Annotated in this window: 21 protein-coding genes; 11 read left to right on the top strand and 10 right to left on the bottom strand. The window is 70.5% G+C overall.

Translation table 11 applies throughout. From position 1 onward, the window contains the following. The first annotated feature begins 18 nt into the window (after window positions 1–18). On the top strand, window positions 19–906 hold the full coding sequence (locus tag ABZ860_RS14795; protein WP_357220001.1) for a class I SAM-dependent methyltransferase: 888 nt from the start codon (window positions 19–21) through the stop codon (window positions 904–906). Window positions 907–963: 57 nt separating this feature from the next. Here the strand turns inward: ABZ860_RS14795 and ABZ860_RS14790 are convergent, their stop codons facing one another. Beyond that, a complete protein-coding gene (locus ABZ860_RS14790; protein ID WP_357219999.1) occupies window positions 964–2,784 on the bottom strand; it encodes an RICIN domain-containing protein in 1,821 nt (606 codons plus the stop codon). A gap of 465 nt (window positions 2,785–3,249) precedes the next feature. On the opposite strand from ABZ860_RS14790, the gene ABZ860_RS14785 reads away from it, so the two are divergent. Both ABZ860_RS14785 and ABZ860_RS14780 read left to right on the top strand, forming a co-directional pair. After that, on the top strand, window positions 3,250–3,411 hold the full coding sequence (locus tag ABZ860_RS14785; RefSeq protein ID WP_357219997.1) for a hypothetical protein: 162 nt from the start codon (window positions 3,250–3,252) through the stop codon (window positions 3,409–3,411). A 405-nt stretch (window positions 3,412–3,816) separates the two neighbouring features. After that, window positions 3,817–5,544 (top strand): cellulose binding domain-containing protein, encoded by a 1,728-nt coding sequence (locus ABZ860_RS14780; RefSeq protein WP_357219995.1) that lies wholly within the window; start codon window positions 3,817–3,819, stop codon window positions 5,542–5,544. A 111-nt stretch (window positions 5,545–5,655) separates the two neighbouring features. Here ABZ860_RS14780 and ABZ860_RS14775 read toward each other — a convergent pair whose 3' ends face one another. After that, window positions 5,656–5,835: a hypothetical protein gene (locus ABZ860_RS14775; protein ID WP_357219993.1), complete on the bottom strand. Its 180-nt coding sequence runs from the start codon at window positions 5,833–5,835 to the stop codon at window positions 5,656–5,658. A gap of 80 nt (window positions 5,836–5,915) precedes the next feature. Between ABZ860_RS14775 and ABZ860_RS14770 the strand changes: the two genes are divergently transcribed. Then, window positions 5,916–6,383, top strand: coding sequence for a MarR family transcriptional regulator (locus ABZ860_RS14770; RefSeq protein WP_357219991.1), 468 nt, complete (start codon window positions 5,916–5,918; stop codon window positions 6,381–6,383). Window positions 6,384–6,400: 17 nt separating this feature from the next. Here the strand turns inward: ABZ860_RS14770 and ABZ860_RS14765 are convergent, their stop codons facing one another. From ABZ860_RS14765 to ABZ860_RS14755, 3 genes are all read right to left on the bottom strand, one after another. Beyond that, window positions 6,401–6,943 carry an ATP-binding protein gene (locus ABZ860_RS14765; protein WP_357219988.1) on the bottom strand — a complete coding sequence of 181 codons (543 nt, stop codon included), beginning with the start codon at window positions 6,941–6,943 and terminating at the stop codon, window positions 6,401–6,403. 113 nt (window positions 6,944–7,056) lie between these two features. Then, window positions 7,057–7,911, bottom strand: coding sequence for a hypothetical protein (locus ABZ860_RS14760; protein ID WP_357219986.1), 855 nt, complete (start codon window positions 7,909–7,911; stop codon window positions 7,057–7,059). Between the two features lie 166 nt (window positions 7,912–8,077). Continuing rightward, window positions 8,078–8,956 carry a polysaccharide deacetylase gene (locus ABZ860_RS14755; protein ID WP_357219984.1) on the bottom strand — a complete coding sequence of 293 codons (879 nt, stop codon included), beginning with the start codon at window positions 8,954–8,956 and terminating at the stop codon, window positions 8,078–8,080. A 228-nt stretch (window positions 8,957–9,184) separates the two neighbouring features. Here ABZ860_RS14755 and ABZ860_RS14750 point away from each other — a divergent pair, with 228 nt between their 5' ends. Beyond that, complete coding sequence (locus ABZ860_RS14750) at window positions 9,185–10,969, top strand: ABC transporter ATP-binding protein (RefSeq protein WP_357219982.1); 1,785 nt, start codon at window positions 9,185–9,187, stop codon at window positions 10,967–10,969. A gap of 67 nt (window positions 10,970–11,036) precedes the next feature. Here the strand turns inward: ABZ860_RS14750 and ABZ860_RS14745 are convergent, their stop codons facing one another. After that, the gene (locus ABZ860_RS14745; RefSeq protein ID WP_221891121.1) at window positions 11,037–12,053 is read right to left on the bottom strand and encodes a LacI family DNA-binding transcriptional regulator; all 1,017 of its coding nucleotides are present in this window, start codon (window positions 12,051–12,053) and stop codon (window positions 11,037–11,039) included. Between the two features lie 290 nt (window positions 12,054–12,343). On the opposite strand from ABZ860_RS14745, the gene ABZ860_RS14740 reads away from it, so the two are divergent. The 6 genes from ABZ860_RS14740 to ABZ860_RS14715 all read left to right on the top strand — a co-directional run bounded on the left by ABZ860_RS14740 (window position 12,344) and on the right by ABZ860_RS14715 (window position 22,673). After that, complete coding sequence (locus ABZ860_RS14740) at window positions 12,344–14,326, top strand: beta-L-arabinofuranosidase domain-containing protein (RefSeq protein ID WP_357219979.1); 1,983 nt, start codon at window positions 12,344–12,346, stop codon at window positions 14,324–14,326. Between the two features lie 138 nt (window positions 14,327–14,464). Further along, window positions 14,465–16,207, top strand: a complete 1,743-nt coding sequence (locus ABZ860_RS14735; protein ID WP_357219977.1) for a hypothetical protein — start codon at window positions 14,465–14,467, stop codon at window positions 16,205–16,207. A 93-nt stretch (window positions 16,208–16,300) separates the two neighbouring features. Continuing rightward, entirely contained in the window at window positions 16,301–17,584 is a 1,284-nt protein-coding gene (locus tag ABZ860_RS14730; RefSeq protein ID WP_357219975.1) for an extracellular solute-binding protein, read from the top strand. Window positions 17,585–17,648: 64 nt separating this feature from the next. Further along, a complete protein-coding gene (locus tag ABZ860_RS14725) occupies window positions 17,649–18,635 on the top strand; it encodes a sugar ABC transporter permease (RefSeq protein WP_357219973.1) in 987 nt (328 codons plus the stop codon). Continuing rightward, window positions 18,632–19,453: a carbohydrate ABC transporter permease gene (locus ABZ860_RS14720; RefSeq protein ID WP_357219971.1), complete on the top strand. Its 822-nt coding sequence runs from the start codon at window positions 18,632–18,634 to the stop codon at window positions 19,451–19,453. Before ABZ860_RS14725 ends, ABZ860_RS14720 begins: the two co-directional genes overlap by 4 nt. A 169-nt stretch (window positions 19,454–19,622) precedes the next feature. Then, on the top strand, window positions 19,623–22,673 hold the full coding sequence (locus tag ABZ860_RS14715; RefSeq protein ID WP_357219969.1) for a LamG-like jellyroll fold domain-containing protein: 3,051 nt from the start codon (window positions 19,623–19,625) through the stop codon (window positions 22,671–22,673). 106 nt (window positions 22,674–22,779) lie between these two features. Here the strand turns inward: ABZ860_RS14715 and sigJ are convergent, their stop codons facing one another. From sigJ to ABZ860_RS14695, 4 genes are all read right to left on the bottom strand, one after another. Continuing rightward, window positions 22,780–23,709, bottom strand: coding sequence for an RNA polymerase sigma factor SigJ (sigJ, locus tag ABZ860_RS14710; protein WP_357219967.1), 930 nt, complete (start codon window positions 23,707–23,709; stop codon window positions 22,780–22,782). 28 nt (window positions 23,710–23,737) lie between these two features. Next, window positions 23,738–24,124, bottom strand: a complete 387-nt coding sequence (locus ABZ860_RS14705) for a DoxX family protein (protein ID WP_357219965.1) — start codon at window positions 24,122–24,124, stop codon at window positions 23,738–23,740. Window positions 24,125–24,131: 7 nt separating this feature from the next. After that, the gene (locus ABZ860_RS14700; protein ID WP_357219963.1) at window positions 24,132–24,995 is read right to left on the bottom strand and encodes an NAD(P)H-binding protein; all 864 of its coding nucleotides are present in this window, start codon (window positions 24,993–24,995) and stop codon (window positions 24,132–24,134) included. A gap of 695 nt (window positions 24,996–25,690) precedes the next feature. Continuing rightward, window positions 25,691–26,620: an SDR family NAD(P)-dependent oxidoreductase gene (locus ABZ860_RS14695; RefSeq protein WP_357219961.1), complete on the bottom strand. Its 930-nt coding sequence runs from the start codon at window positions 26,618–26,620 to the stop codon at window positions 25,691–25,693. Window positions 26,621–26,636 lie beyond the last annotated feature (16 nt).

Here is a 26,636-nt window from a genome sequence, read left to right as displayed (position 1 = left end):
GTCGTTAGTGTCTGTCCGGTGATCTACGAGCACCCTCTGGCGTACCTGCTCGGTATCGAGGGCGCCGCCTTGCTGCGGTCCTTCACCGGCCGGTTCGACCGCGACTTCGTGGATTCGCGCATCGCCGAGATCCGCAGGCTGCTCGGCGACGAGGCGCTGGCGGAGGCGGCCGTGGAGGTCGCGCGCGTCGACACGGCGGAGGGATACCGCATCTGGTCCGGCTCCTATGACGGCCCCAACGGCCTGTTCGACCTCGACGAGCCCGTCATCGGCGGGATCGTCGACACGCTGCCCGTGGGCGTCGCTCTGGACGCCGCCTGCGGAACCGGGCGGATGGCGGGGTTGCTGGCCGAACGGGGTCATCGGGTGCTGGGCGTGGACGGCTCGCCCGACATGCTGGCGCGCGCCCGTGCCCGGGCGCCGCTCGGCCGGTTCCTGCTCGGGGATCTGCGTGACCTGCCGGTGCCCGACGACGCCGTCGACCTCGTGGTGTGTTCCCTGGCGCTGACCCATGTGCCCGCACTGGGGCCGGTGATGACCGAGTTCGCCAGAGTCCTGCGTCCGGGCGGGCACCTGCTCATTTCCGATATGCACCCCGAAGGGGTCAGACGAGGCTTCGTCCCGCCCGTACGGCGAGCGGACGGCACGCCGGGACGGATCTCCACCTACCAGCACTCGATAGGCGACTACCTGCGCGCCGCGCTGTCGGCCGGACTGCAGGTGCGGCGCTGCGAGGAACCCAAGGCGGAGCGTGCGCGGCCGACGTGGGCGCCGTCCACCGCGGAGGCGGTACGCATGTGGGATCTGTGGCCCTGGTGCCTCACCGACCTGGTGCCCGAGGCGGCGGAGGCCGCCGACGGCGACGTGCCGACGATGGTCGTCTGGCATTTCCAGCTTTCCGCATGACGGTGACGAGGCCCGATGCGGGCCGCCCGGAACGTCCCCGGCGGCCCGCGAGGGACGTCAGGCGGGGTTCAGATACCAGATCTGGTCACCGGCGACGATGCCGAGGTTGCCGTCGGTGTTGCCGGTGATCGTCTGCTGCTCCAGGGTGGTGCCGCCGCCCGGCGGACTGTCCAGCACCTTCCCGCTGAAGCGGTTGACCAGGTAGAACGTGCCGTCGGCGACCCGCCGCAACGTCCATTGCTGGCTGGTCGCGGTGCCGCAGGTCGCCTGCCTGATCTGCACGCCGTTCGCGGTGCCGGCCGAGACCAGGTCCAGGCACTTGGCGCTGTTGACGTTCACCAGGTTCCAGTACGACCCGGTGGCCTGCAGCCGCCACTGCTGGCTGGTCGCCCCCGACGGCGGGTTGTGCGTGACCAGCGTGCCCGAGGCGGTCGAGCCGCCGGCCGGCTCGGCGTTGTCGCGGCTGCGCAGGCCCTGCAGGTAGTAGACGCTGTTGTTGACCGGGGAGACGCCGGTGACCTGGTTGAACACCCACTGCTGGTTGGTGGCGCCGGTGTAGGTCTGCTGGGTGACGGGCGAGGGGTAGGAGCCGGTCGCGGTCAGCGCCAGGCCCGACAGCCAGTCGAAGATGGCGTACGTGTTGGTGCCGACCGGCAGGTAGGCGAAGCGCATGCCGTCCTGGCCGTTGCAGATGTACTGCAGCAGCGTCGTGCCGGGGGTGGTGCCGCTGTAGGAGCTGTCGGCGCACAGGCGGCTGCCGACGTTGATGAACTGCAGCCCCGTCGTGTAGCCCATCAGCCACTTCTGGCTGGGAGTGTCGACGCGGGCGCGCTGGCTCAGCTCGGTCAGTGTCCCGGTGGACGCGCCGATGGGCTCGAGCGCCCCGCCCGTGGCCACGTTGGTGACGACGTAGGTGTTGCCGACCTTGGGATGGGGGTCGCTGTCGGCCGTGCTCCCGGCGATGAGGTAGGCGCTGTCGGCGGTGTTCCAGTGCGTGGCCAGGTAGCTGCCGGCGGCCGGGGCGGCGTTGTAGTAGTCGTCGCGGTTGCAGTCGGGCAGGCGGTAGTCGTTCCACTGGAGGCAGTTCCACGACGGGGTGCCGCCGTAGCACATGAGGTCCCACTGGTCCAGGCAGTGCCAGCTGCCGTCGGAGTGCGCGGCGCTCAGCTGTACGGCCCCGAAGGTGTGCCCGAGTTCGTGGGCGATGGCGTTGGCGCCGAAACAGCCGGGGATGGCGTCCACCCGGGCGTAGGCCAGGCCGTTGTTGAGGTTGGCGGATCCGGTCGTCAGGTCGTCACCCTTGATCTCGCCCATGCCGCAGATCACGGTGGCCTCGGTGAGCATGAGGTAGTGCCGGTCGGTGCTGGTGTAGCCGAGCGCCTTCACGGCGTTGACGCCCGAATTGAAGTCCGTCAGCGATCCGGCCGGGACCACGAGGTTGCGCACGACGGGGGCGCATCCGCCGGACACCGGCGTGGTCGCGTAGCGGATGTGCCGGCTGCGGCTGGAGGTCGCGGCGGCGTCGTTGAACTGGTCGTCCGCGTCGGCCAGCCAGGCCCGGATCATGGGCAGCAGCTGCGCGTAGCGGTCGGGCATCGACGGCTCGCGTACGTACAGCGCCTCCACCCGCTTGCCGCTGGTGCCGTCGCCGTCGCAGGCCACCAGCTGAGGGGACGCCTGCGCCTGGGCCGCCGAGGCGGACGCGAGCGGGGCCGGGCCGGCCCGATGGCCGATCTTGGCACCGGGGAACACGTCGGACGCGACGCGGGAGGGGCCGTCGTCCGGCGGCGCGGCGGCCGACGCCTGCGTAGGTAAGACGATCAGGGCGGTCGCGAGCGCCCACATGGCCGCCAGGGAGAGGGTTCGCCTGAGCTGCATTCCGATGAACTCCCATCGGTACGGATACGCCCTCGCAGGGGCGATTCATCGGAATGATCACATCAGGCAGGCGGACTTTTCGATCTTTGTAAGATATGTCTCAAAAGATTGACAGGCGCAGTCAATTCATCAATTGGCGTTTCGGTTGCGCCATTTCCGGGATTCGGCGAGAGCGCGGGGATGAATCGCGAGGGCGGAAAACGCGTCCAGGGGCGAGGGAAGACGAGAGGTGTCGATCTCGCGAACTACCAGGGAACTTTCGGATGAGAGGTGCCGGCGTTCGCCTGCACCGGCGGATCGGCGGCTCCCTGATTGTGTTTTCGGACGATTCGGTTCAGGGTGGCCGGCATCGGCCTCCGGGGAACCTGGGAGACTCGGGCCGTGAACACAGCCGCCGGGCGGGCTCTCGCTTTCGTGGGAACGGGATTGGGACTTCTCGCCGGCTTAGGCGCGATGATCCGCGGGTTGTTCGATGACGGGCCCGTCGTGGTGCGCGCCGGGTTCTTCGCCTTCGGCGCGCTGCTCTTCCAGCACCTCGTGCGCGGCCTGATGCGGGAGTGGCGGCGGACCGGGCCGTCCGCTTCCGCTTCGGGGGACGCGGGCGAGGGGGAGGCGGGCGAAGTGTGAGAGCGTCCCCGCGTCGACGCCCCACGCGTTGAGTCCCGGCGTCGGACGGTCGCCGGCTGAGGCGCGAGCGCTGCTGAAAGTTTCGTAGGAGTTTCGGAAAAATCTGTGTGGCAATCACGGTAACCCTGCCCCGAACAGCGCCGTCGTTCTCCTCCTGGACGCGCGTGACACCCCCTCCGATTTGGGCCTTGCGGCGCTCGCAACGTTTCAGTGATGCTTCGAAAACATTCACCTCCCATTTCGGTGTGCGGTTTCGTCCCGGCTGTGACAGGTCCGGGACCCTCAGGAGGAAGGACGCACTGTGTTGAAAGGTCTCAAGGTCTCGGCGGCGACAGCGGCGAGCCCGGTGCAGGCCGGACCCGCACTCTCCACCGATGCCGCCCGGCCGTCCCGCGGGGGCGCTCGATGACCGGCGACGTCACCTCAGGCGGCGGGAGCCGTACCCCGGGCGTTCGTCGCGCGCTCGTCGTCGGCGCCGTCGCGGCGCTCTCGCTGGGTCTCGCGGTGTTCGAGATCCCCGGTGCGAACGCCGGTGCCGGCGCACTCGCCGGCACCGCGGCGGTGCAGCCGGCCGCCGCCGGCGTCGAGGACGAGGGCGCCGACTGCGCGGTGTCCGACCTCGGAACTCTGACGGCCAGCTCCCGGCTCCCCGATCCCTTCAAGAAGATCAACGGGCAGCGCATCACCTCCAGATCGGAGTGGCGATGCCGCCGCGAAGAGATCAAAAAGCTGGCCGAACGGTACGTCTACGGCGACAAGCACGGCAAGCCGGCCGGCGTCACCGGGACGGTCTCGAGAACCGGCATCACGGTCAACGTGTCGGACAGCGGCAGGAGCGCGAGCTTCTCGGCGAGCGTCGACCTGCCGAGTGGCACCGGGCCGTTCCCGGCCGTCATCGTCTACGGAGGATTCGGCGCCGACACGGCCACCATCAAGGCGAGCGGTGTCGCCGTCATCAGCTACGACCCCTACACGGTCGGCAAGGAGGGCACGGCCCGCAACAACAAGCAGGGTGCCTACTACAGCATCTACGGCTCTTCGAGCAGCACCGGGCTGCTCGCCGCCTGGGCCTGGGGCGTGAGCCGCATCATCGACGTCATCGAGCAGTCGGGTGGCGGCATCCTGAAAGCGGACGCGACCGGCGTCACGGGGTGCTCGCGGTTCGGCAAGGGCGCCTTCACGGCCGGAGTGTTCGACCAGCGCATCGCCTTGACCATGCCGATCGAGTCGGGCAGTGCCGGCGTTCCCGTCTTCCGCGGCATCGCCCAGGAGTCCGGCGCGCAGCCGTTGAGCAGCGCCTACTCCGAGCAGCCGTGGCTGGGAGACGCGTTCGGCTCCTTCACCGGCAACCCGAGCCAGCTGCCGGTGGACACCCACGAGATGGTGGGCATGATCGCGCCGCGCGGGCTGTTCGTCATGGAGAACCCGCACGTCGACTGGCTGGGCGCCCAGTCGGGCAGCGTGGCCGCGCTGGCCGGAGCCGAGATCTACAAGGCGCTCGGCGCGGGAGACAACATCAGCTACTGGTCCGACGTGCAGGACGGCACCCACTGCGCCACCCGGTCCGAATGGCGCACGCCGCTGCAGCAGAACATCCAGAAGTTCCTGCTGAAGACGGGCAGCGCCCCCGCCGTGTTCCGGATCTCGTCCAGGAAGTCCGGCAACCTGTCGCAGTGGAGAGACTGGACGACCCCGATCTTGACCGACTCCAGCCCGTCTCCCCGCCCGAGCCCCTCGCCGAGCCCGCCGGTGAGCCCGAGCCCCTCACCCAGCGGGAGCCCGGACACCAGCCCCAGCCCGCCCGTGAGCCCGAGCCCCTCGCCGTCCGGCGGGGTGTCCGGGGCATGCTCGGCGACGTTCCGGGTGGTCAACGCCTGGTCCGGCGGCTGGCAGGGTGAGGTCACGGTGCGCGCGGGGAACTCCGCCGTCAACGGCTGGACCGTGAACTGGACCTGGCCCGGCTCGCAGACCATCACCCAGATATGGGGAGGCGTACGGTCGGGCTCCGGCTCGAACGTGACGGTGCGCAACGAGTCGTGGAACGGCTCGGTCCCGGCCAACGGGAGCACGACCTTCGGCTTCGTCGCCGGAGGGTCCTCGGCCACCCCTGCGGCCACCTGCACCAGCCCGTGATCCACTCTCGTGATCGGGGTCCGCGGCGGCCATGCCGCGGGCCCTCGGCATGTCCGCGCCGCGCATCACCGCCGCGTCCATGGGGCTCATGATCCCTGCCAGGGTCCTCGGTCAGTGACCGAAGAGCATGACGATGCCGACGATCACGAAGTGGACGAGCACCGCGAACACCAGGACGCTGGCGAAGATCCACTTGGCGGGGCCGTGCTCGAAGTGCTTGCTCTCCTTCATCGGCGGGCGCTTGGCGACGCGGTCGGCGATGCGCTCTTCGAGGCTCTTCCTACGGGCCATGACACTTCCTGTGTTCTCGGCGCTGCTTAGTGCACTAATAGTTAGTGTACTAATCGAGTAGCATGGCGGCGGAGGTGCACATGAGTGACATTGGCGACATCGCCGACCCGCTGGCCCTGGAGAACCAGGTCTGCTTCGCTCTGGCGGTCGCCTCACGGTCGGTCATCGGCCTCTACCGGCCCCTGCTCGAACCGATGGGCCTGACCCACCCGCAATATCTGGTGATGCTGGCCCTGTGGCAGCACGCGCCGCTGTCGGTCAAGGACCTCAGCCGGCTGCTGCAGCTGGAGCCGGCCACGCTGTCGCCGTTGCTCAAGCGCCTGGAGACCGCCGGTCTCGTCGAGCGCCGCCGCGCCAGCGACGACGCGCGTTCCCTGGCCATCGTGCTCACCGAAGAGGGACGCGCACTGCGCCGGCAGGCCGAGCAGGTCCCCGTGGCGATCGTCGAGCGGCTGGGGATGGAGCTGACCGAACTGCAGGGTCTGCACCAGGCGCTGACCCGGGTGATCGCCGCGGCCAACGGCGCCCACCTCACCGGACAGCGATAGAACCCGCACCCCGGGGCTCATTCCTGCGGTATGACCCGCTCTCCTTCACCCACGGGCTCCTCGAATCCCGCCAGGTACGACCGCAGAAGCTCCTCGGACACCGTGACGCGGTTGGGCCCGCTCAGGGCGTTACGCGCCGCGAGCCGCCGACGCAGGGTCTCCGGGTTCGCCCTCAGGTAGACGAGCTCCCACCGATACCCGTGGCTCTCGATCAGAGACTTGTACCGGTCGCGTGTCGCGCGCTGCCAGAAGCTGTAGTCCAGGACCACCCGCCGGCCCGCCAGCATCAGGCGCACGAGTTCGTGCCGCAAGGCCTCCTCGGCGTGGGCCTGATGGGCGGCGTACTCCTCCGGATCGAGACGGCCGCCGTCGCGGCCGATCAGTGCCCAGACGGCCTCGTCGACGGACAGCCGGACGTAGCCGCGCCGCTCCAGCTCCTGCGCGTAGGTCGTCTTGCCCGAACCCGCGATGCCGCACATCATCACGACGTGCCGCTCCGTCTCGTCCCGTCGCGGAGGGGTGGGACGCCCTGGTCCACGGTCGTCGGGGATACCGGCCATGTCCCGACCGTACGCCGCCGGGCTCGGCGTGGCTCTCGCCCGCCGCCGTACAAGCTCGGGCGGGTGGCTGCGCGGCGCCGTGCACGTGTGCACCGCACAGCCGCCCGGTGCCGCTAGCTCCCGATGCAGATCACGTAGATGGTGCCGCTGACGCCCTTGCCGTAGAGCCTCCAGCCGACCGACTTGCCGTTGACGACGTACGGCGCGTTCGTGGTGATGTAGGGCGCGTTCGAGCCGCTGCCGGCGATGAAGCCGCCGCCCGTGGCGACCATGGTGTCCGGGCACATGATGTCGTCGCTGCCGCCGTTGGGCGGCAGGAAGAGGGCGTCCGCCTTGGTGACGACGTTGGCGGAGCCGCCTCCGGAGCCTGCGGGACCCGCCGGTCCGGCCGGACCCGCGGGACCGCGCGCGCCCGTCTCGCCCTTCTCACCCTTCGGGCCCTGCGGACCCGTGAGGCCGCGCTCGCCCTTGTCTCCCTTGGGGCCCTGCGGACCGGCGGGGCCGCGCTCGCCGTCCTTGCCGTCCTTGCCCGGCCTGCCGTCCTCGCCCGGAAGGCCGCGAGGACCGGTGTCGCCCTTGCCGCCGTCCTTGCCGTCCTTGCCGTCGGCGCCCTTGAGGCCCTGCGGACCGGTGTCGCCCTTCGGGCCCTGCGGACCGGCGGGACCCCGCAGGCCCTGCGGGCCACGCGTACCCTGGGCGCCGGTGTCGCCCTTCGGGCCGGTGCCGCCGATGCCCACCGGACCCTGCGGACCGGTCCTGTTCCACGACACCTTCGTCTCGGTCGCCTTGCACGCCGTCGCGGCGTTGACCAGGCGCATATACCGCGTGCTCTTGTTCACACACGCATACAAGGCGGCGTCACCCGCCGACGAAGCGGTGGCCGCACCGCCGAGGACCAGGAACGACCCGACCAGGGCACCGGCCGTCACGAGGCCGATGCTCCGCCCGCCCGGCAACTTGATAGCCACGGACTTCCCTCTCTGAGGCATAAGGGGCGACTGACGCGTAAGAAACGCGTGTGATACACGTCCGAGCGGGAGCGGCGGTTGTCTTCTCGTAGATCACGTATGGGCATCACCGCTTCATGTCAGCCGCCTCGGTCAGAAGCGGCGCCCGGGCTGCGGACCGGGGCGGTCACGCCCGGGGGCGGCGGGCCGTGAAGTCGTCCGCGATGGCGTCGAACGTGGACCACCGCACGCCCTCGTGCCTGTCGATGTGCTCGATGAGGCGCTCCAGCATGAGCAGGACCTGCGGGCGGCCCGAGACGTCCGGGTGGATCGTCATGGTGAAGACGGCGTACTCCGACTCGCGGTAGACCCAGTCGAACTGGTCGCGCCACATCTCCTCGATGTCGCGCGGGTTGACGAAGCCGTGGCTGTTCGGGCTGGTCTTGATGAACATCATCGGCGGCAGGTCGTCGAGGTACCAGTTCCCCGGGATCTCGACGAGGTCGGTCTCCTGCCCGCGCACGAGCGGCTTCATCCACTCGCGGGCGTCCTTGTCGTAGTCGACCTTCGACCAGGTGTCGCCCACGCGCACGTAGTACGGCTCGAAGTCGCGGTGCATGAGCGAGTGGTCGTACTTGACGCCGCGTTCGAGCAGCAGCTCGTTGGTGACCGGCGAGAACTCCCACCACGGCGCGACGTACCCCGTGGGGCGCCGGCCGGTGCGCGTCCCGATGAGGTCGATGCAGTAGTCGAGAACGGCCGACTCCTGCTCGCGGCTCATCGCGATCGGGTTCTCGTGGCTGTAGCCGTGCATGCCGATCTCGTGTCCGGCGGCCACGACCTGGTCGAACTGCTCGGGAAAGGTCTCGATGGAGTGACCCGGCCAGAACCAGGTCGCGGGCAGGTCGTACTTCTCCATCAGGGCGTTGAGCCGCGGCACGCCCACCTCGCCGGCGAACAGACCGCGCGAGATGTCGTCCGGGGAGTCCTCACCGCCGTAGGAGCCGAGCCAGCCGCCGACCGCGTCGACGTCGATCCCGAACGCTACGAAGATTTCCTTGGCCACAGCGCAACCTCTTCTCGTGGGCACGACCGGCCCCTCGGCCACCCGCGTGGACAGCCCTACGACCGTTCCCGCGGCCACCGCCTCCTGAATCCACTCCAGCAGGGGTGAGGGGAAAATCGTTCGCTCTCCCCTCACGCGCTGCGAGAGCATGGCCACGGCGGGTTCGGCGTTCGGGGAGGGCTGATGGCTGCGCTCGGGGCGATCGGGGAGGCTGATAACGGCCCATCCGTGCGCAGATCGGCGGTCCTGCTGGTGCTGCGCTACTACTGCGGCGAGCTGAAGCGCCAGTGGCGGGTCGCGGTGCCGGCGCTGACGTTGCCGGCGCTGGGGAACATCTGCCTGTTCTACCTGGCGCCTCTGGCGGTGGCCGGGCTCGTGGGGCACCTGGCAGGCGGCGGGGACGGCACCGTCGGCGCGCTGCTGCCGTACGTGCTCGGCTTCGGCGCGTTGCTGCTGACGGGCGAGGCGCTGTGGCGGGTGGGGCTGCACTTCCTGAACCGCACCGACGCCCGGGGCATCGAGCGGCTCGGTGTGGTGGGCATGGACGAGTTGCTGGCCAAGGACACCGCGTTCTTCCATGACAACTTCGCCGGCTCGCTGACCAAACGGGTGATCGGCTTCTCCTCACGGTTCGAGGAGTTCGCCGACACGCTGACGTTCTCGATCATGGCCAAGGTGATGCCCCTGGCCTTCGCCTCGGTGGTGCTGTGGCGGTATCACCCGCTGCTGGTCCTCGTCCTCGTGGGCCTCATCATCGTCACCGGCCTCCTCGTCGCCCCGCTCATCCGCCGCCGCCAGGCCCTGGTCGACGAGCGCGAGGCCGCCAGGGTGCTGGTGTCGGGCCACGTCGCCGACGTGCTGACCAACATGGAGACGGTCCGCGCGTTCGCCGCCGAGGACCGCGAGGCCGCCGAATATCGGGCGAGGATCGCCGAGCAGCGCAGGCTGTCCCTGCGCTCCTGGGATTACGGCAACCTCCGGGTGGACACCGTCGTCGCCCCGCTGTCGGTGCTCACCAGCGCCGTGGGCCTGCTCCTCGCCGTGGCGCTCCGCGGCGGCCTCGGCGTGGAGGCCATCGTGGTGACGTTCACCTACTACTCGAACACGATCAACATCATGTTCGAGTTCAACCAGATCTACCGGCGCATCGAGAGCGTGCTCACCGAGGCGGCCCAGTTCACCGAGCTGCTCCTCGCGCCGCCGACCGTGGTGGATCCGGCCGATCCGCAGCCCCTGCGCCCGGCCGACGCGAGCGTCCGCTTCGAGCGGGTGACGTTCGGGTACGCCGGCGGCCGGCCCCTGTTCGACGGCCTGGACCTGGACATCCCCAGCGGCGCCAAGATCGGGCTGGTCGGCCAGTCCGGCGGCGGCAAGAGCACGCTCACCCGCCTGTTGCTGCGGCTCATGGACGTGGACGGCGGCAGGATCCTGATCGGCGGCCAGGACATCGCCCGGCTGCGCCAGGCCGACCTGCGCAGCCTCATCGCCTACGTCCCTCAGGAACCCGCCATGTTCCACCGGTCCGTGCGGGACAACCTCGCGTTCGCCCGTCCGGGCGCCACCGACGCCGAGATCCTCAGGGCCGCGCGGGCGGCGCACGTCACGGAGTTCGTCGAGGCGCTGCCGGACGGGTTCGACACCCTGGTCGGCGAGCGCGGCGTCAAGCTCTCCGGCGGCCAGCGGCAGCGCATCGCGCTCGCGCGCGCCATCCTGCGCGACGCCCCCATCCTGCTGCTGGACGAGGCGACCAGTGCCCTCGACTCCGAGAGCGAGATCCTCGTCCAGGAAGCCCTGTGGCAGTTGATGCAGGACCGTACGGCGCTCGTGGTCGCGCACCGCCTGAGCACGGTCGTCCGCATGGATCGGCTCGTCGTGCTCAACCGGGGACACATCGTGGAGCAGGGCACCCACAGCGAGCTGCTCCAGGCCGAAGGCCCCTACGCCCGGCTCTGGCACCACCAGTCCGGAGGCTTCCTCGTGGAGGAGAGCACCCCGGACGCCCTCCACCGCTGACCCGCGCGGCGAAGCGGGCGTCCCGGGGTCACGCGGCGCGCGCCGTACGGCGGAGCGGCCGCACCGGTCACGGGAGCGGCACGGTGGTGGACTCCCGGACCACGAGCCGGCAGGGGTGGGCGTGGCGGCCGGGGGAGGGGGAGCCGTTGATGGCGGCCAGGAGCATCTCCGCCGCCGACCGGCCGAGCCCTTCGAGGTTCAGATCGATGCTGGTCAGCGGCGGCTGGCAGGCTTCGGTCATGACGTCCCAGTTGTCGAAGCCGATGAGGGCGACGTCCTGGGGGACCCGGCGGCCGGCGGCCCGCAGCGCGTCGCAGACGCCCCGGGCGATCTGGTCGCTGCCGCAGAAGACGGCGTCGAACTCGGCGCGGCCGGCCAGGAGGATGCCGACGGCCTGACGGCCCCACACCTCACTCCATCCGCCGAACAGCGGCGGAGCGACCAGGGACAGCCCGTCCTCGGCGAGCCGCTCCGTGGCGGCGGCCGCACGCACCCGGGCGGAGTTGTGGTGCTCGGGTCCCGTGATGTGCGCGATCCGGGTGCGCCCGACGGCCAGGAGGTGCTCGACCGCCTTGCGGGCGCCGCCCGCCTCGTCCGGGACCACCGAGCAGTCGCCGGGGTCGGCCGAGCTGATGAAGGCGTAGACGACGGGCACGGGCAGGTTGGCGCCGATGGGCGCCCGTGCCTCGGTGCGCCGGCCGGTCACGATCATGCCGTCGACCCGGCGGCTGAGGAGGGTCTTGACGTAGTACTGCTCGCGGATGGGATCGTCGCGCCCGTCGCAGAGGAAGACCGACATCTCCCCGGCGCCCAGCGCGTCCTCCGCGCCCATCAGCACGGGGATGCTGAACCGCCCGATCGTGTCGGTGGTGATCATGCCGACCGTGTAGGTGCGGCCCGAGTGCAGGCTCCGGGCGCCCGCGTTCGCCTCGAAGCTGAGCTGCCGGGCCGCCTCCCGGACGCGCATGCGGGTCTCCTCCCGCAGCGAGCCGCGTCCGTTGAGCGCCTTGGAGGCCGTGCCCACCGACACCCCGGCCAGCGCCGCGACGTCGGCGATCGTGGCATGACGCTCCAGCTTTCCCACGTTTCCTCCACTTTCCTAAGGGGTTGCCTACGTCCCACTCTATAGGCCGTACGCGCGCCTCCGAAGACCCTGTAACAACGCGGAAACAGGCTATTGACGGTCTGAAAGACGGTTGGATACCGTGACGGCAACCGTTTTCCTTGTTTCCTACTGCATGCGACTTGCCCTCCGGCTTCTCGCGTCGCGGTCCCCAGAGTGGTCCGCCCCGGCGGACTTCTCGCGTCCCTCGCCGTGAGCAGGAGTTTCCTCGGCGGCGTGCAGGACGTCCACTGCTCCACGAAAGATGAGGCATGACTGAGCAGAAGTTGTCAGACACCTCCCCGGTCGACCTCCGCGGTTCGGCGGGGCCGGTCGCGCTCCGTGGTTCGGGGGGGCCGGTGGCCCCGGGGCCCGGGGCGGTCGCCGCGCTGTGGCCGCTGAGCCCGGACCAGGCCCGTCTCGACACGGGAGGCCTGCTGGGGCGGTGGCAGCGGCGCAACGCCGAGGACACGCTGCCGCACTGCGTGGACAACCTGCACCACGCCGGGAACATCGGCAACCTCCGAGCCGCCGCGGGCGAGTCGGACGCGGCGTTCGCCGGCATGTGGTTCGCCGACTCCGACGTCCACAAGACGCTGGAGGCCGCGGCCTGGGAGCTGGGCACCACGCCCGGCGACGAGGCGCTGCGGTCGTTCGTGGAGGACACGGTCGCGTTGCTCGCCCGCGCCCAGCAGGCGGACGGCTACCTCAACTCCTACTTCACCGTCGTCGCGCCGGACGAGCGGTGGCGCAAGCCGGACTGGAGCCACGAGCTCTACTGCGCGGGCCATCTGTTCCAGGCGGCGGTGGCCGCGGCCCGCACCGGCGTGAGCCCCGCGCTGGTGGCCCTGGCCCGGCGGTTCGCGGACCTGCTGGTGGAGCGGTTCGGCCCGGACGGCGTCGAGGAGGTCTGCGGGCACCCGGAGATCGAGACCGCGCTCGCCGAGCTCTACCGGCTGACCGGCCACCGGCCCTATCTGGACCTGGCGCGCCGGTTCCTCGACCTGCGCGGACGGGGGCTGCTCGGGCACGGGCGCTTCGGGCCCGCCTACTACCAGGACCACGTGCCCGTACGGGAGGCACGCGAGGTCACCGGCCACGCCGTACGCCAGCTCTACCTGCTGGCCGGGATGGTCGACGTGGGCGTGGAGACGGGCGACCACGTGCTGCTGGACGCGGCCGAGCGACTGTGGGAGGACGCCGTCCACCGGCGCACCTACGTGACCGGGGCGCACGGCTCGCGCCACCGCGAGGAGGCGTACGGCGACCCGTACGAGCTGCCGCCCGACCGGGCCTACGCCGAGACCTGCGCCGCGATCGCGAGCGTCCACGTGAACTGGCGGCTGCTGCTGGCCACCGGCCGGGCCCGCTACGCCGACGAGATGGAGCGGGCGCTCTACAACGCGGTCGCCGTCGCCGTGTCGTCCGACGGCAGGCACTTCTTCTACTCCAACCCGCTGCAGCTGCGCACCGGGCACGCGAGCTCGGGCGAAGAGGCGGCGGCGCGCCGGCTGTCCTGGTATTCGTGCGCCTGCTGCCCGCCCAACATCGCCCGGCTGATGGCCTCGCTGCACGGCTATCTGGCCACCGCCCACGACGACGGCCTGCAGATCCACCTGTACGCCTCGGGCAGCGTGAACGCCGAGGTCGCGGGCGCCGCCGCACGGGTGGACATGCGCACCGAATACCCCTGGCAGGGCCGGATCGAGCTGACCGTGACCTCCGAGGCCGGGGCCCCCTGGACGCTCGCGCTGCGCGTGCCGGCCTGGTGCGACGCGTACACGGTCCGGATCGACGGCGGTCCGGTGATGGCCCCCGCGCGGGACGGCTACATCCGGCTCACCCGGGTCTGGGCACCGGGCACGACGGTCGTCCTCGACCTGGACATGCCGGTCCGGCAGGTGAGCGCCCATCCGCGCGTGGACGCGGTGCGCGGCTGCGTCGCCCTGGCGCGCGGCCCGCTCGTGTACTGCCTGGAGCAGGCCGATCTGCCGCCCGGCACGGTCCTGGAGGACGTGCGGCTGGACCCTTCCGCTCCGATCACATCGGGTCACCGGGAGGACCTGCCGGACATCCCGGTCGTGATCAGCGCGAGCGGGCTGGTCAACCACTCCGGCGACTCGCTGTACGCCACCGGGATCAGGCGGGAGCGGCCGGGCACGCCGCTCACGCTCACGGCGGTGCCGTACTTCCTGTGGGGCAACCGGAGCGAGGGCCCGATGCGGGTCTGGATCCCGGTCGCTGCCACGGAATGACCTCGCGGGCCGCAGCGTAGGGCCCGCGGCGACAGAGGGGACCGCCCGTGGCGCGCGCCGCCGGATTCGGGGCGGGCGGTTCCCGCCTTCACCTCCTCTCCACCCCCCGCCTGAGCACAGAAAGAGCGAGGTAAGTACATGCACAGACCCCGAAGCGCGCCGCTGCGGACCGGTCCCGCCGCGACCGCCGCCGCGACCGCCGTCGCGGCACTGGCCGCGGCACTGGGCGGGATCACCCCGTCGGCCCCCGCCGAGGCGGCCGGCGCCACCCTGACGGTGAACGTCGCCCAGCCCTTCCGGCCCGTCACCCACGTCGCCGCCGGAGGCCTGTACGGCCTGGCGGAAAACAGCAGGCCGGCCGACTCCGCGCTGCTGCCGCTGAAGCTCAACTCGCTGACGCAGCCCGCTCCCGGCGTGGGGCAGCGGCCCAACGGCCAGCCGCCCGGGGGCGACTCCCTGCTCGTGGCTCCGCAGGCCACCCGCGTCGGGGCCGGGGAGTTCATCCGGATGCCGGACATCTACCCCAACTTCCCCTATCAGTGGGTGAGCTGGAACGACTGGCTGGCCAAGGTGAACACGATGGTCGGGGCCCGTCGCAACGCGACCTCGGTGACCAACGTCATCGGCTGGGAGCTGTGGAACGAGCCCGACGGGACGTGGAACACCTCCGCGGCCGGGCCGTTCAACGACGGCTGGACGCGCACCTACCGGGCCGTGCGGGCGCTGGACACCACGACGCCGATCGTCGGCCCGAGCATCTCCTACTACAACCGGTCCTGGCTGTCGTCGTTCCTGAGCAGCGCCAAGGCCGCGGGCACGCTGCCCGACGTCATCTGCTGGCACGAGTTGGGCGGCGACCCCAGCGCCATCGCCGCGCACGTCGCCGACTACCGCTCCCTGGAGTCCTCGCTCGGCATCAGCCCCCGCCGCATCGCCATAAACGAGTACGCGGCCACCAGTGAGGTGGACGTCCCCGGCCGGATCGCCAGCTACGTGGCCAAGTTCGAACGCGCCGGCGTCGAGATGGCACACCGGGCGTTCTGGTACGAATACGGCACCATGAACGGGCTCGTCGTCAACAACTCCCAGCCCACCGGCACCTGGTGGCTGTACAAGTGGTACGGCGACATGGCCGGCCGCATGGTGACCACCACCCCGGCCACGCAGACCGGGCTGGACGGCTTCGCCTCCTACGACTCCACCCGCAAGATCGTCAACGTGGTCTTCGGCAACGAGTCGGGCACCAACACGGTCCGCGTCACCGGCATCGGCGCGCTGGGCTCCTCGGTCCAGGTGACGCTGCAGTCGACCCCCGCGAACGGCCGGTTCACCGCCGTGACCGCGCCCACGACCATCTCCACGAGCACGTACGCCGTGAGCAACGGGCAGATCAGCGTGCCGGTGCCGAACATGTCGGCGACGAGCGCCTACAACCTGGTGATCCAGCCGGTCAGCGGCGTGCCGTCCTACCAGCAGCGCTACGAGGCGGAGAACGCGTCCGTCTTCCGCGCCCAGCGGCTGACCAGCTCCAGCGCGTCCGAGGGCGGTTACGTCGGGCGCATCGACAACAACAACGGCGATCACACCACGGACAGCTACGTCGACTTCGTGGTGAACGTGCCCACGGCCCGGGCGTACACGATGACCATCGGCTACGCCAACGCCACCGGGGCGACCGCCACGCAGGGGCTGGCGTACAACGGCGGCGCCTGGACGACGGTCAGCTATCCGCCCACCGCCGCCTGGGGCCAGTTCGGCGCCACGGTCAGCACCACGGTGAACCTGCGGGCGGGCTACAACGTGATCCGCCTGGCCAAGGGGTCCCCCTCCTTCGGCGGCGGGACCGGCTATGCCGAGCTGGACTACATCCAGCTCACCTGAGCCCCCGCGCGGGTTCGCACCCTGACCGTGCGGACCCGCGCCGGTGAACGAGATGACATCGGCCGGACGCCGGCCGTCGAAAGGAAGAACGATATGGAAAGCCTCGACAGGGGCCGGCGCGCCGTCGGCCTGGGCCTGGCGGCCCTCGCCGTCGCGGGCGGTCTCACCGCGTGCTCCGGCTCGTCCGGCGGTGACGGCGGTGGCAGCGCCTCGGCGGGCGCGAGCCAGGCCGCCGGGGGAGGGACCTACACGATCTGGGACCCCTACCCGCAGTTCGACGACTCCTCCGACTGGGTGAAGCTGCTCACGCAGTGCGGCACGCAGGCCGGGGTGACCGTCAAGCGGACCGGCTACGACACCACCGACCTGACCAACAAGGCGCTGCTCGCGGCGCAGCAGGGCAACTCGCCGGACGTCCTGATCGTGGACAACCCGGTCGTCTCGACGCTGGCGGAGGCGGGGGTGCTGACCTCGACCGACGAGACGAAGATCGACACCGCGTCGGTCTCGCCGAACCTGCTGGCCGCCGGCCAGCTCGGCGGCAAGACGTACGGCATCCCGATCGGGGCGAACACGCTCGCGCTCTACTACAACAAGGAGGTGCTGAAGAAGGCCGGGGTCGACGCGGCCGCGGTGAAGGACTGGGCCTCGCTGACCGCCGCGCTGGAGAAGGTGAAGGCGGCGGGCAAGAAGGGCATCACCTTCTCCGCCATCGGCACCGAGGAGGGCAGCTTCCAGTTCCTGCCCTGGTTCTGGGGCTCCGGCGCGAACCTCACCAAGCTCGACTCCCCGCAGGGCGTGGCGGCGCTGTCGCTGTGGACCGACTGGGTGAAGAAGGGCTACGCCCCCACCTCGGTCATCAACAACACCCAGACCACGAGCTGGCAGGAGTTCGCGACCGGGGACTTCGCCTTCGGCGAGAACGGCACCTGGCAGCTCGCCAACGCCAAGAAGACCGGCTTCGACTACGGCATCATCCCGATCCCCGCCAAGGACGGCGGCACCGCGCCCGCCCCGACCGGCGGCGAGTTCGTCACCATCCCCGTGCAGAAGGACGCCGCCCGTTACGTCACGTCGCAGAAGCTGGTGACGTGCCTGGCGAGCACCGGCAACTCCCTGACCACCACCACGACACTGTCGTACATCGCGCCGACCGAGGAGGTGCAGGCCAAGCAGGTCGAGCAGAACGCCGAGCTCAAGGTGTGGGTGGAGGCGGTCAAGGCGGCCAAGGGCCGCACCAGCGACAACCTCGGCACGAAGTACCCGAAGATCTCCGAGCCCATGTGGAAGGCCATGCAGGCCGCGCTGAGCGGGTCGCAGCCTCCGCAGGAGGCGCTGACCGCGGCTCAGGCGACGGCGGCGAGCGCCGTCCAGTAGCGTCGCGCGGACCCGGGGGCGCCGGCCTCCGGGTCCGCCTCTGGTCGTCCAGACGAAGGAAAGCATGAAACACGCAACACAGACGCCGGCCCCGCCCGCCGGGGGCGGCCGGCGGGAGGGGGCCCCGGCGCCGGGGGCCGGGAGCGCCCGTCACGGACTCGTACGGCGGGGCAGGGCGGGACAGTGGGCGGCGTGGGCGTTCCTCGCGCCGGTGGTGGCCTACCTGCTCGCGTTCTACGTCTATCCGCTGTATCGGAACATCGACCTCAGCCTGCGGAACTACACGGTGCGGTCGTTCGTGCAGGGGGACGCGCCGTTCACGGGGTTCGCCAACTACGCCAAGGTGTTCGCCGACGCCACGTTCGGGCCGGCGCTGTGGCACACGGTGGTGTTCACCGTGGTGTCGCTGGCCTTCCAGTTCACCATCGGGCTCGCACTGGCGGTGTTCTTCAGCCGCAACTTCCGGCTGTCGGCGACGCTGCGGGCGCTGTTCCTGGTGCCGTGGCTGCTGCCGCTGATCGTGTCGTCCTCGACGTGGTCGTGGATGCTCAACAGCGAGTCGGGCGTGGTCAACGCGGTGCTCGGGGTGGTGGGGATCGGCCCGGTCAACTGGCTGACGTCCCCGGACTGGTCGCTGTGGTCGGTGACCATCGCCAACATCTGGATCGGGATCCCGTTCAACCTGGTGGTGCTGTACAGCGGCCTGCAGGCGATCCCCTCCCACATCCACGAGGCGGCGGCCCTGGACGGGGCGAGCGGCTGGCAGCGGTTCTGGAAGGTGACGTTCCCGCTGCTGCGGCCGGTCTCGGCGATCACGCTGCTGCTCGGGCTGGTCTACACGCTCAAGGTGTTCGACATCATCTGGATCATGACGAAGGGCGGGCCGAGCGACGCGTCCACGACGCTGGCCACCTGGTCCTACCGGCTGGGCTTCGGCAACCTCCTGCCCTCCTTCGGGCCCGGCGCGGCGGTCGGCAACCTGCTGATCGTGATCGCGCTGGTCTTCGGGCTCGTCTACATCCGTACGCAGCGAAGGCAGGGGGCGGCATGACGGCGACCCGGCGCACCTGGTGGCGGACCGGCCTGGGCGTGGTGTTCACCGTGCTCATGCTGTTCCCCGTCTACTGGATGATCAACGTTTCGCTCACCCGCGACCAGGACATGCGCAAGTCGCCGCCGTACTGGTTCCCGGTGCACGGGACGCTGGAGGGCTACCGCGCGGTGCTGGAGCAGCAGGGGCCCTACCTCGCCACCAGCCTCGTAGTGGGGCTGGGCACCGTGGCACTGACGCTGATGATCGCGGCGCCCGCGGCGTACTCGCTGGCCAAGCTGCGCCCGCGCGGCGGCGGCGTGCTGAGCTTCGTGCTGCTGATCGCGCAGATGATCCCCGGCGTGATCATGGCGATGGGGTTCTACGCGATCTACCTGAGCACCGGGGTGCTGAACACCGTGCCGGGGCTGATCGTGGCCGACTCCACGCTGGCCGTGCCGTTCGCGGTGCTGATCTTCACCGCGTTCATGTCCGGCATTCCCGAGGAGCTGATGCAGGCGGCCAGGGTGGACGGCGCGGGCGCGCTGCGCACGTTCTGGTCGGTCGTGCTGCCGGTCAGCCGCAACTCGGTCATCACGGTGTCGCTGTTCGCGTTCCTGTGGGCGTGGTCGGACTTCGTCTTCGCCAGCACTCTTGACCAGGGCGGCGGCCACCAGCCGATCACGCTGGGCATCTACCACTACATCGGCAACAACAACCAGCAGTGGAACGCCATCATGGCCACCGCGGTCGTCGCCTCCATCCCGGCCACCGTGCTGCTCGTCATCGCCCAGCGCTACGTCGCCGCGGGAGTCACCGCGGGCGCCGTCAAGGACTGAGAACCCTCCCCACATCCTCCAGAACCCCGTCATCGACGGCTACGCGCAAATGTTAGCGCTAACATTCGCGCATCGGCGGCATCCGCCGGGAGCCCTTCGAGACGACGCACGCCGAAACGTCCCCCTCATTTACGCAACGCGGTTCACGCAACACTAAGGAGCAGCACGCATGTCTCGAACAGCATCACCCCCGGGCTGGGCGTCGGCCCCGCGCCCCGGCACGAACCGGTTACGGGGCGCGTCCCGCCGCGTGGCGGCCCTGACGGCCGCGCTCACGAGCATGGCCGCGGGAGCCGCCCTTTCCTTCGCCACGCCCGCGTCCGCGGCCACGGCACCGGTCCCCGCGTCCACGCTCGTGGTCAAGGCCGACCAGCCCTTCCGCCCGGTCACGCATGTCGCGACGGGGTCCCTGTACGGCCTCGCCGACGACGCGACGCCCTCCGACGCCCTGGTCGAGGCCATCAAGCCGAACACATTCGTCCAGATGGCCGTGGGCGGCAAGCAGCAGGCGAAGGGCGATGTGCTGGTGGTCGCCGGCAAGGCGGCCAGGGCGGGCGCGAAGGTCGTGAACCGCCTGTCGGACTACTACGCGGGCTGGCCGTACAAGTTCAGCTGGGACACCTGGCCCGGCGTGGTGGAGCAGCAGGTCAAGGCCGTCCAGGCGTCCGGGGCGACGAACATGGCGGCGTGGGAGCTGTGGAACGAGTCGGACAACACCTGGCTCGCGTCCAACGGCACCTACGAGGACTTCTGGACCAAGACCTTCCGCCAGGTGCGGTCGCTCGACCCGACAACGCCGATCCAGGGCCCGAGCTTCTCCGACAACATCACCGACATGGAGAAGTTCCTGCGGAACGCGGTCGAGACCGACACGGTCCCCGACATCATCTCCTGGCACGAACTGATCAACTCGGGCAAGATCGTGGGTGACCTCGCCAAGGTCACCGCCATCATGAAGGACCTCGGCATCAGCCCCCGCCCGATCTCGATCGAGGAGTACGCGGCGCCCTCCGAGGTCGGCATCCCGGGCTCCCTGGTGGGGTACATCGCCAAGTTCGAGCGCTACGGCATCCACGACGCGGAGCTCGCGTTCTGGAACGGCTACGGCGCGCTCGGCGACCTGCTGACCGGCACCGGCGGGAGCCCGAACGGCGCCTACTGGCTCTACAAGTGGTACGCCGACATGAGCGGGGACATGGTCGTGACCACCCCGCCCAACGCGACGACCGGCCTCGACGGCGCCGCCGCGGTGCCCACCGACAAGAAGCAGGTCAGCGTGGTCTTCGGCGGCGGCAGCGGCGCCACCGCGGTGAAGGTCGACGGGCTGGACACGCTCGACCTGGGCGCCACCGTCCACGCCAAGCTCGAGTACACCCCGTCGTACGGGCGCACCAACCCCGTCGCCGGCCCGATCACGATCTCCGACACCGTCTACCAGGTGACCGACGGCTCCATCACCGTCCCGGTGGCGATGAGCTCCGCCGACGCCTACCACCTGGTAATCAGCGGCGCCGGTACGGCGACCGACCTGGAGAGCACCTATCGGATCACCAACCTCAACAGCGGGCTCGCGCTCGACACCCACGATGCGGGGACGTCGGCCGGGACCCTGGTGAACCAGGCCGCCGTCGCGGGCGGCGCCACGCAGAGGTGGAAGCTGGTCTCCACCGGCTCCGGCCTGTACAAGGTGGTCAACGCGGCCGGTGGCCTGGTGCTCGGGGTGAAGGACGCCTCGTCCGGCAACGGCGCGTCCGCCGTCGTGGAGACCGACACCGGCGGCAACACCCAGCTCTGGCAGGTCGTTCCCGACGGGAAGGGCCACAACCAGCTCGTGAACTACGACACCGGTCTCGTGCTCGCCGTCGACGGCATGAGCAAGGACCCGGGCGCCCAGGTCGTGCAGTGGAGCGACACCACCGTCACCTCCTCCGGCATCGGCGGCACCCGGGTGGCCGGCAAGCTCGGGAAGGCAGTCTCGCTGTCCGGAGCCAACCAGTACGTCAACGTGCCGCGCGGCGCGGTGAGCGGCGTCACGGGCGACTTCACGGTCTCGACGTGGGTCAACCCGGCCAAGAACGCGACGTGGTCGCGCGTGTTCGACTTCGGCACCGGCGCGTCGAACTACATGTTCCTGACGCTCAACAAGAACACCGGGCTCCGCTTCGCCATCACGACCGGCGGCGCCGGCGGGGAGCAGCAGATCAGCTCCACCACGACCCTTCCGCTCAACACCTGGTCGCTGGTGACGGTGACCGTGTCCGGCACCACCGGCACCCTCTACGTCAACGACCAGGTCGCGGGCACCAACACCAACCTGACCCTGCACCCCTCCAGCCTCGGCACCACCACCCAGAACTGGATCGGCCGCTCCCAGTACTCGGGAGACCCGTACCTGGCCGCCGCGGTGGACGATTTCAACGTCTACAGCCGCGCGCTGACCGCGTCCGAGGTGTCCGCCCTCGCGACCGGGCAGGCCGGCGCGGGCGACGTCCTGCGCTACACGTTCGACGAGAGCGGAGGAACGGCCGTCGCGGACTCGTCGGGCAACGGACGCAACGCGACCATCGTCGCCAGCCCGGCGCCCGCGACGGGCGACGCCGCCGTCCCCGACCATTTCTGGACCCTCGCGCCCTACCTGACGATCAAGGGCGTCTCGGTGGCCGACGGCGCGACCGTCTCCGGCACCCCGACCTTCACCGTCGACCTCGGCGGCACGGCGTCCGACGTGTCCTACACCTACATCGAACTCAACCGCGGCGGCGTCTGGCTGACCGACAACACCAAGGCGCCCGGCAGCCACAACGACGGGCTCCATCCCAACCTCGTCGTCGACACCACCGCCTATCCGAACGGCACCTACCAGCTCAAGATCGACGCGGTCGGCACGAACGGGCTGACCACCGAGCAGACCGTCTCCATCGTCATCGGCAACCCTCCGGCCTGGGCCGCCACCACGGTCTACGACACCGGTGACCAGGCGTCCTACCACGGGTCCGTCTGGCGCGCCTCGTGGTGGACCAAGAACCAGACCCCCGGCGATCCGTACGGCCCCTGGCAGGAGATCGTGACCACGGCGGACGGCACCGCCGTGTGGACCGCGTCACGGATCTTCGTCGCCGGCGACCGGGCGGAATACCAGGGCGTCGTCTACCAGGCGAAGTGGTGGACCCGCGACCAGAAGCCGGGCGACCCGAACGGTCCCTGGAAGCGCGTCGGATAACACCCGCCGACGTCGCGGGCCGGGCGTCCTGGTTGAAGCAGGTGCGGGCGCCCGGCCCGTCGGACAACCGGAGATCTTCCACGACCGCCCACCACGGCGAGGCCGGTCACCTCGTCGTGTCACGAGTTCCGGAGCTTTCGGGACCTCGCTCGGCGGTGTGGCCGGAGACGGATCCGAGCTTGTCGGGGTTGCTGACCACGTAGATGTCGCGCACCTGCTCCCCGTCCGCGTCGAGGTCGAGCACCATCACCGCGAGGGGCGACCCTTCCGCGAAGACGACCACGGAGGGGTCGCCGTTGACCTGTCGGTAGCGGACGTCCGCGCCGCCGCGCGCGTTGGCCACGACCACGCGGGCGACCTTGTCGCGGCCACGGATCGGCCGCGGCCCGCCCGCCGCCGACTTGCCTCCGCCGTCGGGCCACAGGACGACGTCGGGCGCGAGCATCTCCATCAGCGCGGGCAGGTCACCGCCGAACGCCGCCTCCACGAAGCGCTCGGTCACCTCCCGGTGCGTACGCCGGTCGACCCGGGCGCGCGGACGCCGCGCCTGCACGTGCTCGCGCGCGCGATGGGCGATCTGCCGGATCGCGGTCGGGCTGCGGTCCAGCATGGCGGCGATCTCGGTGTGCTGGTAGGCGAACACCTCGTGCAGGACGAACACGGCCCGCTCCAGCGGGGTGAGCGTCTCCAGGACCACCAGCAGCGCGATCGACACCGACTCCGCGCGTACGGCGGGCTCGGCGGCGTCGGGACCGGTGACCAGCGGTTCCGGCAGCCACGGGCCCAGGTAGGTCTCCTTGCGTCTGCGTAACGCGGTCTGGTGGGCGAGGGCCTGGTTGACCGCGACACGCACCAGGTAGGCACGATGGTTGCCGATGGCGGCCACATCCCGTGCGGCCCACGCCAGCCACGTCTCCTGAAGCACGTCCTCGGCGTCGCCGACCGTGCCGAGCATGGTGTAGACGATGGAGAACAACAACTCGCGGTGGTCGGCGAACACCTCGGAAGCGTCGGCCGCGGGGGTTTCACGCATCATGCGACTCCTTGCCGGTACGGATACTGAATCAGCGCGTCGCGTGCAGCACGAGGGCGGGGTCGAGCGCCAGCGTGGCGACCGCCAGGCCGAGGAACACGATCGCCAGGGAGAACTGGGGCGAGAAGTCGCCGACGCGCAGATGGGTGTACAGGGCGCAGACGAAGTAGAGGACGAGGCCCGCGGCGGCGGCCGTGCCGACGAGGGGCACGCCGAGCAGCCCGAGCGCGAGTCCCAGCGCGCCCAGGGCCTTCAGTGCGCCGATCGGCCAGACCAGCCACGACTCCGGCACACCGGCTCGGGCGAGCGCGGGGCCGAGGGTGCGCATGATCGGCGCGAGCCGGGTCATGGCCGCGAATCCGGAGAAGGTGTTGAAGGCGATGGTCACCAGAGCGGTGACGACGTAGGCGGCCGGCATCGAAGGCTCAGCCGTTCGGGAAGGCGGCGACGTGGTCGGCCACCCAGTCGGCGTACGTCCGTGCGGGACGGCCGAGGACCTTGCCGAGCTCACCCGTCGGGGGATGCTGGTCACGGCCGGCGTAGTGGTCGTACCGGGCCATCAAGGCGCGCACGAACGGCTCGGGCAGGCCCACGCCGATCAGGTGCGCGGCGACGGCCCGCGACGGGACCTCCTCGAAGCGCAGGGGCCTGCCGAGCGCGGCGGCGATCACGGCCACCATCTGCTCGTGCGACAGCGACTCCGGCCCGGTGAGCTCCAGCCGGCGGCCCGCCAGTTCGTCGGTGAGCAGTGCGCGGGCCGCGACCTCGGCCAGATCCCGCTCGTCGAGCACGGACTCCCGGAAGCCCGCGTGCACGTAGCGCACGACGTCTCCAGCGCGAATCTGGGCGCCCCACGCCTGCAGGGTGTTGCCGGCGAAGGCGCCGGCGCGCAGGCTGGTCCAGGCCAGGCCGCTGGCGACGGCCGCTTCCTCGGCCTCCCTGTTCCGGTCCCCACGCCATCGGGACGGCTGCAGGTCGAACGGGTCGTCGATGTTCATCGCCGACAGGGCCACCACCCTGCTCACGCCCCGTTCGGCGGCCAGGGCGAGGAGCCGGTCGGCCGAGTCGCCGAAGGTGCGCGAGTGCAGGAAGACCGCCTCGACGCCCTTGAAGTGGTCGGCCATGGTGCCGGGCCGGGCCGGGTCGCCCTGGACGACCTCCGCGCCGTACGGCAGGGCCGCGTCGCGCGGAGAGCGGCTCACGGCGCGCACCCGGGCGCCTTCGGCGAGGAGTTGCCGGACGACGAGGCGCCCGACGGCGCCGGTCGCTCCGGTGACGAGAATGGTCATGCCCAAGTGCTCCTTGTCGCCGTGGATCACGCCGCCCCGCCCGCTGTACGCGTGCGGAAACGGTCACGCCTCCTAAGAGGACCGGCGGGGAGCGAAGTGTGACGTCGCGCGCGGATCTACCACGTGCCCGGCCTGAACACGCGCTTCAGCTTCGGTCTTCAACGCCTGCTGAAGGAGTGGCAGTCCGATGTGCGGAGAACAGGCTTAGGGCAGGTCGCGGCGCACCAGAGCCTCGGAGAAGGGTTCTCCGGTTCTCCGGGCGTACGTCATCCGTGCGCGTACCTCGCTGAGCGAGCGTGGGCGGTAACCAGGGCCTCCACAACAACTCTTGTGGAAGCGGACACCCGCGTGCAGCAGCACCGAGAGCGTCCGCCAGCCCGCCCTGTCCCTACGGCGCGGCGCCGCGAAGGCGGAGCCCACATGGATGAGCGGCTGGGCGCAGCGCGGGCAGAGGCGATCGTCAAGGCCCAGGCCTGGATAGGGCTGCTTGTACGAGGCACGGCACGGCAAGCAGACGAAGGAGGTCTTTCCTTGGGCCATACGGCCAGAGTAGGCCGATCACTCAAAAAGGGGCGACAGGTTTTGGCTCCCCCGATAAGAGCCGTGGGGCCGGCTTCGGCGGCGGGTTCGTCCGCCGGCGGCGGGGCCGGCGACGACCGTCCCCTGTGCGCCTGAGGTCAGCCCTGCCCCGGGGCTCAGTGGACGAGGTCGAGGCCCGTCAGGTCGGCCGAGAGCGCCCAGAGACGGGCTGCTTCGACATCGTCTGCCGGGCCGTCGTCGGTGATCCGGCACCCGGCGCAGTAGTCGCCACCGCGCCCGTCGAGCTCGGGCGACGTGGCGGCCCAGACCAGTGTCGCCGCGCCCTGCTCGGGTGTCGAGAACAGACCGGGCACCGCGTTGCCGTCAGCGTCGATCCAGCCGGCGGAGACCATCTCGCCGACCGTGAGGTGTCGCTGCAGCGAAGTGAGGATCCAGCCGGGGTTGACCGAGAAGGCGCGGACCCCGTACGGACCGGCCAGCCGATCCAGGTGGCGGGCGAACAGGATGTTCGCGAGCTTGGACTGGGCGTAAGCGGCCCACTTGTCGTAGCCGCGGGTGAACTGAAGGTCGTCCCACCGGATGCGCCAGTCCACGTTGTATCCGGAGGAGACCGAGACGACGCGGGCCGCACCGGCGGCCGTGAGGGCGGGCCACAACAGCTGTGTCAGCGCGTAGTGACCGAGGTGGTTGGTGGCGAACTGCGCCTCCCAGCCGGGACCCACCCTGGTTTCGGGGCAGGCCATGATCCCGGCGTTGGCGATCAGGATGTCGAGGGTGGCCTGCCGGCGCAGGAACCGCTCGGCGAACGCTCGTACAGAGCTCAGGTCGGCGAGGTCGAGCCGGTCGATCTCGGCCCCTCGGGTTCCGGCGAGTGCCTGGTGCGCCGACTCGGGGCGACGAGCCGGGACGACGACTCGCGCGCCGGCGTCGGCGAGCGCGCGGGTGGCCGCGAGACCCAGGCCGGAATAGCCGCCGGTGACAACCGCGGTTTTGCCGGTGAGGTCGATCCCGTCGAGGACCTTGCCGGCCGCAACGCCCGTGCGGAATGCGCTCGGCCCTGTGTCGCTGGTCGTGTCGCTGGTCATGCCGCCGACGCTAGGT

Origin of the sequence: Microbispora sp. NPDC046973 (genome assembly GCF_040644495.1) — a bacterium.
Lineage (GTDB): Bacteria > Actinomycetota > Actinomycetes > Streptosporangiales > Streptosporangiaceae > Microbispora.
The sequence above is the reverse complement of the archived record's forward strand: the minus strand, read 5'-3'. Positions and strand labels throughout refer to the sequence as shown.

Excerpts from the sequence above, each read along its gene's own strand:
- ABZ860_RS14715 (WP_357219969.1), top strand. The coding sequence starts at position 19,623 with ATGTCTCGAACAGCATCACCCCCGGGCTGGGCGTCGGCCCCGCGCCCC.
- ABZ860_RS14740 (WP_357219979.1), top strand. The coding sequence starts at position 12,344 with ATGACTGAGCAGAAGTTGTCAGACACCTCCCCGGTCGACCTCCGCGGT.
- ABZ860_RS14780 (WP_357219995.1), top strand. The coding sequence starts at position 3,817 with ATGACCGGCGACGTCACCTCAGGCGGCGGGAGCCGTACCCCGGGCGTT.
- ABZ860_RS14765 (WP_357219988.1), bottom strand. The coding sequence starts at position 6,943 with ATGGCCGGTATCCCCGACGACCGTGGACCAGGGCGTCCCACCCCTCCG.
- sigJ (WP_357219967.1), bottom strand. The coding sequence starts at position 23,709 with ATGATGCGTGAAACCCCCGCGGCCGACGCTTCCGAGGTGTTCGCCGAC.
- ABZ860_RS14775 (WP_357219993.1), bottom strand. The coding sequence starts at position 5,835 with ATGGCCCGTAGGAAGAGCCTCGAAGAGCGCATCGCCGACCGCGTCGCC.
- ABZ860_RS14700 (WP_357219963.1), bottom strand. The coding sequence starts at position 24,995 with ATGACCATTCTCGTCACCGGAGCGACCGGCGCCGTCGGGCGCCTCGTC.
- ABZ860_RS14720 (WP_357219971.1), top strand. The coding sequence starts at position 18,632 with ATGACGGCGACCCGGCGCACCTGGTGGCGGACCGGCCTGGGCGTGGTG.
- ABZ860_RS14725 (WP_357219973.1), top strand. The coding sequence starts at position 17,649 with ATGAAACACGCAACACAGACGCCGGCCCCGCCCGCCGGGGGCGGCCGG.
- ABZ860_RS14770 (WP_357219991.1), top strand. The coding sequence starts at position 5,916 with ATGAGTGACATTGGCGACATCGCCGACCCGCTGGCCCTGGAGAACCAG.
- ABZ860_RS14705 (WP_357219965.1), bottom strand. The coding sequence starts at position 24,124 with ATGCCGGCCGCCTACGTCGTCACCGCTCTGGTGACCATCGCCTTCAAC.
- ABZ860_RS14695 (WP_357219961.1), bottom strand. The coding sequence starts at position 26,620 with ATGACCAGCGACACGACCAGCGACACAGGGCCGAGCGCATTCCGCACG.
- ABZ860_RS14790 (WP_357219999.1), bottom strand. The coding sequence starts at position 2,784 with ATGCAGCTCAGGCGAACCCTCTCCCTGGCGGCCATGTGGGCGCTCGCG.
- ABZ860_RS14730 (WP_357219975.1), top strand. The coding sequence starts at position 16,301 with ATGGAAAGCCTCGACAGGGGCCGGCGCGCCGTCGGCCTGGGCCTGGCG.
- ABZ860_RS14735 (WP_357219977.1), top strand. The coding sequence starts at position 14,465 with ATGCACAGACCCCGAAGCGCGCCGCTGCGGACCGGTCCCGCCGCGACC.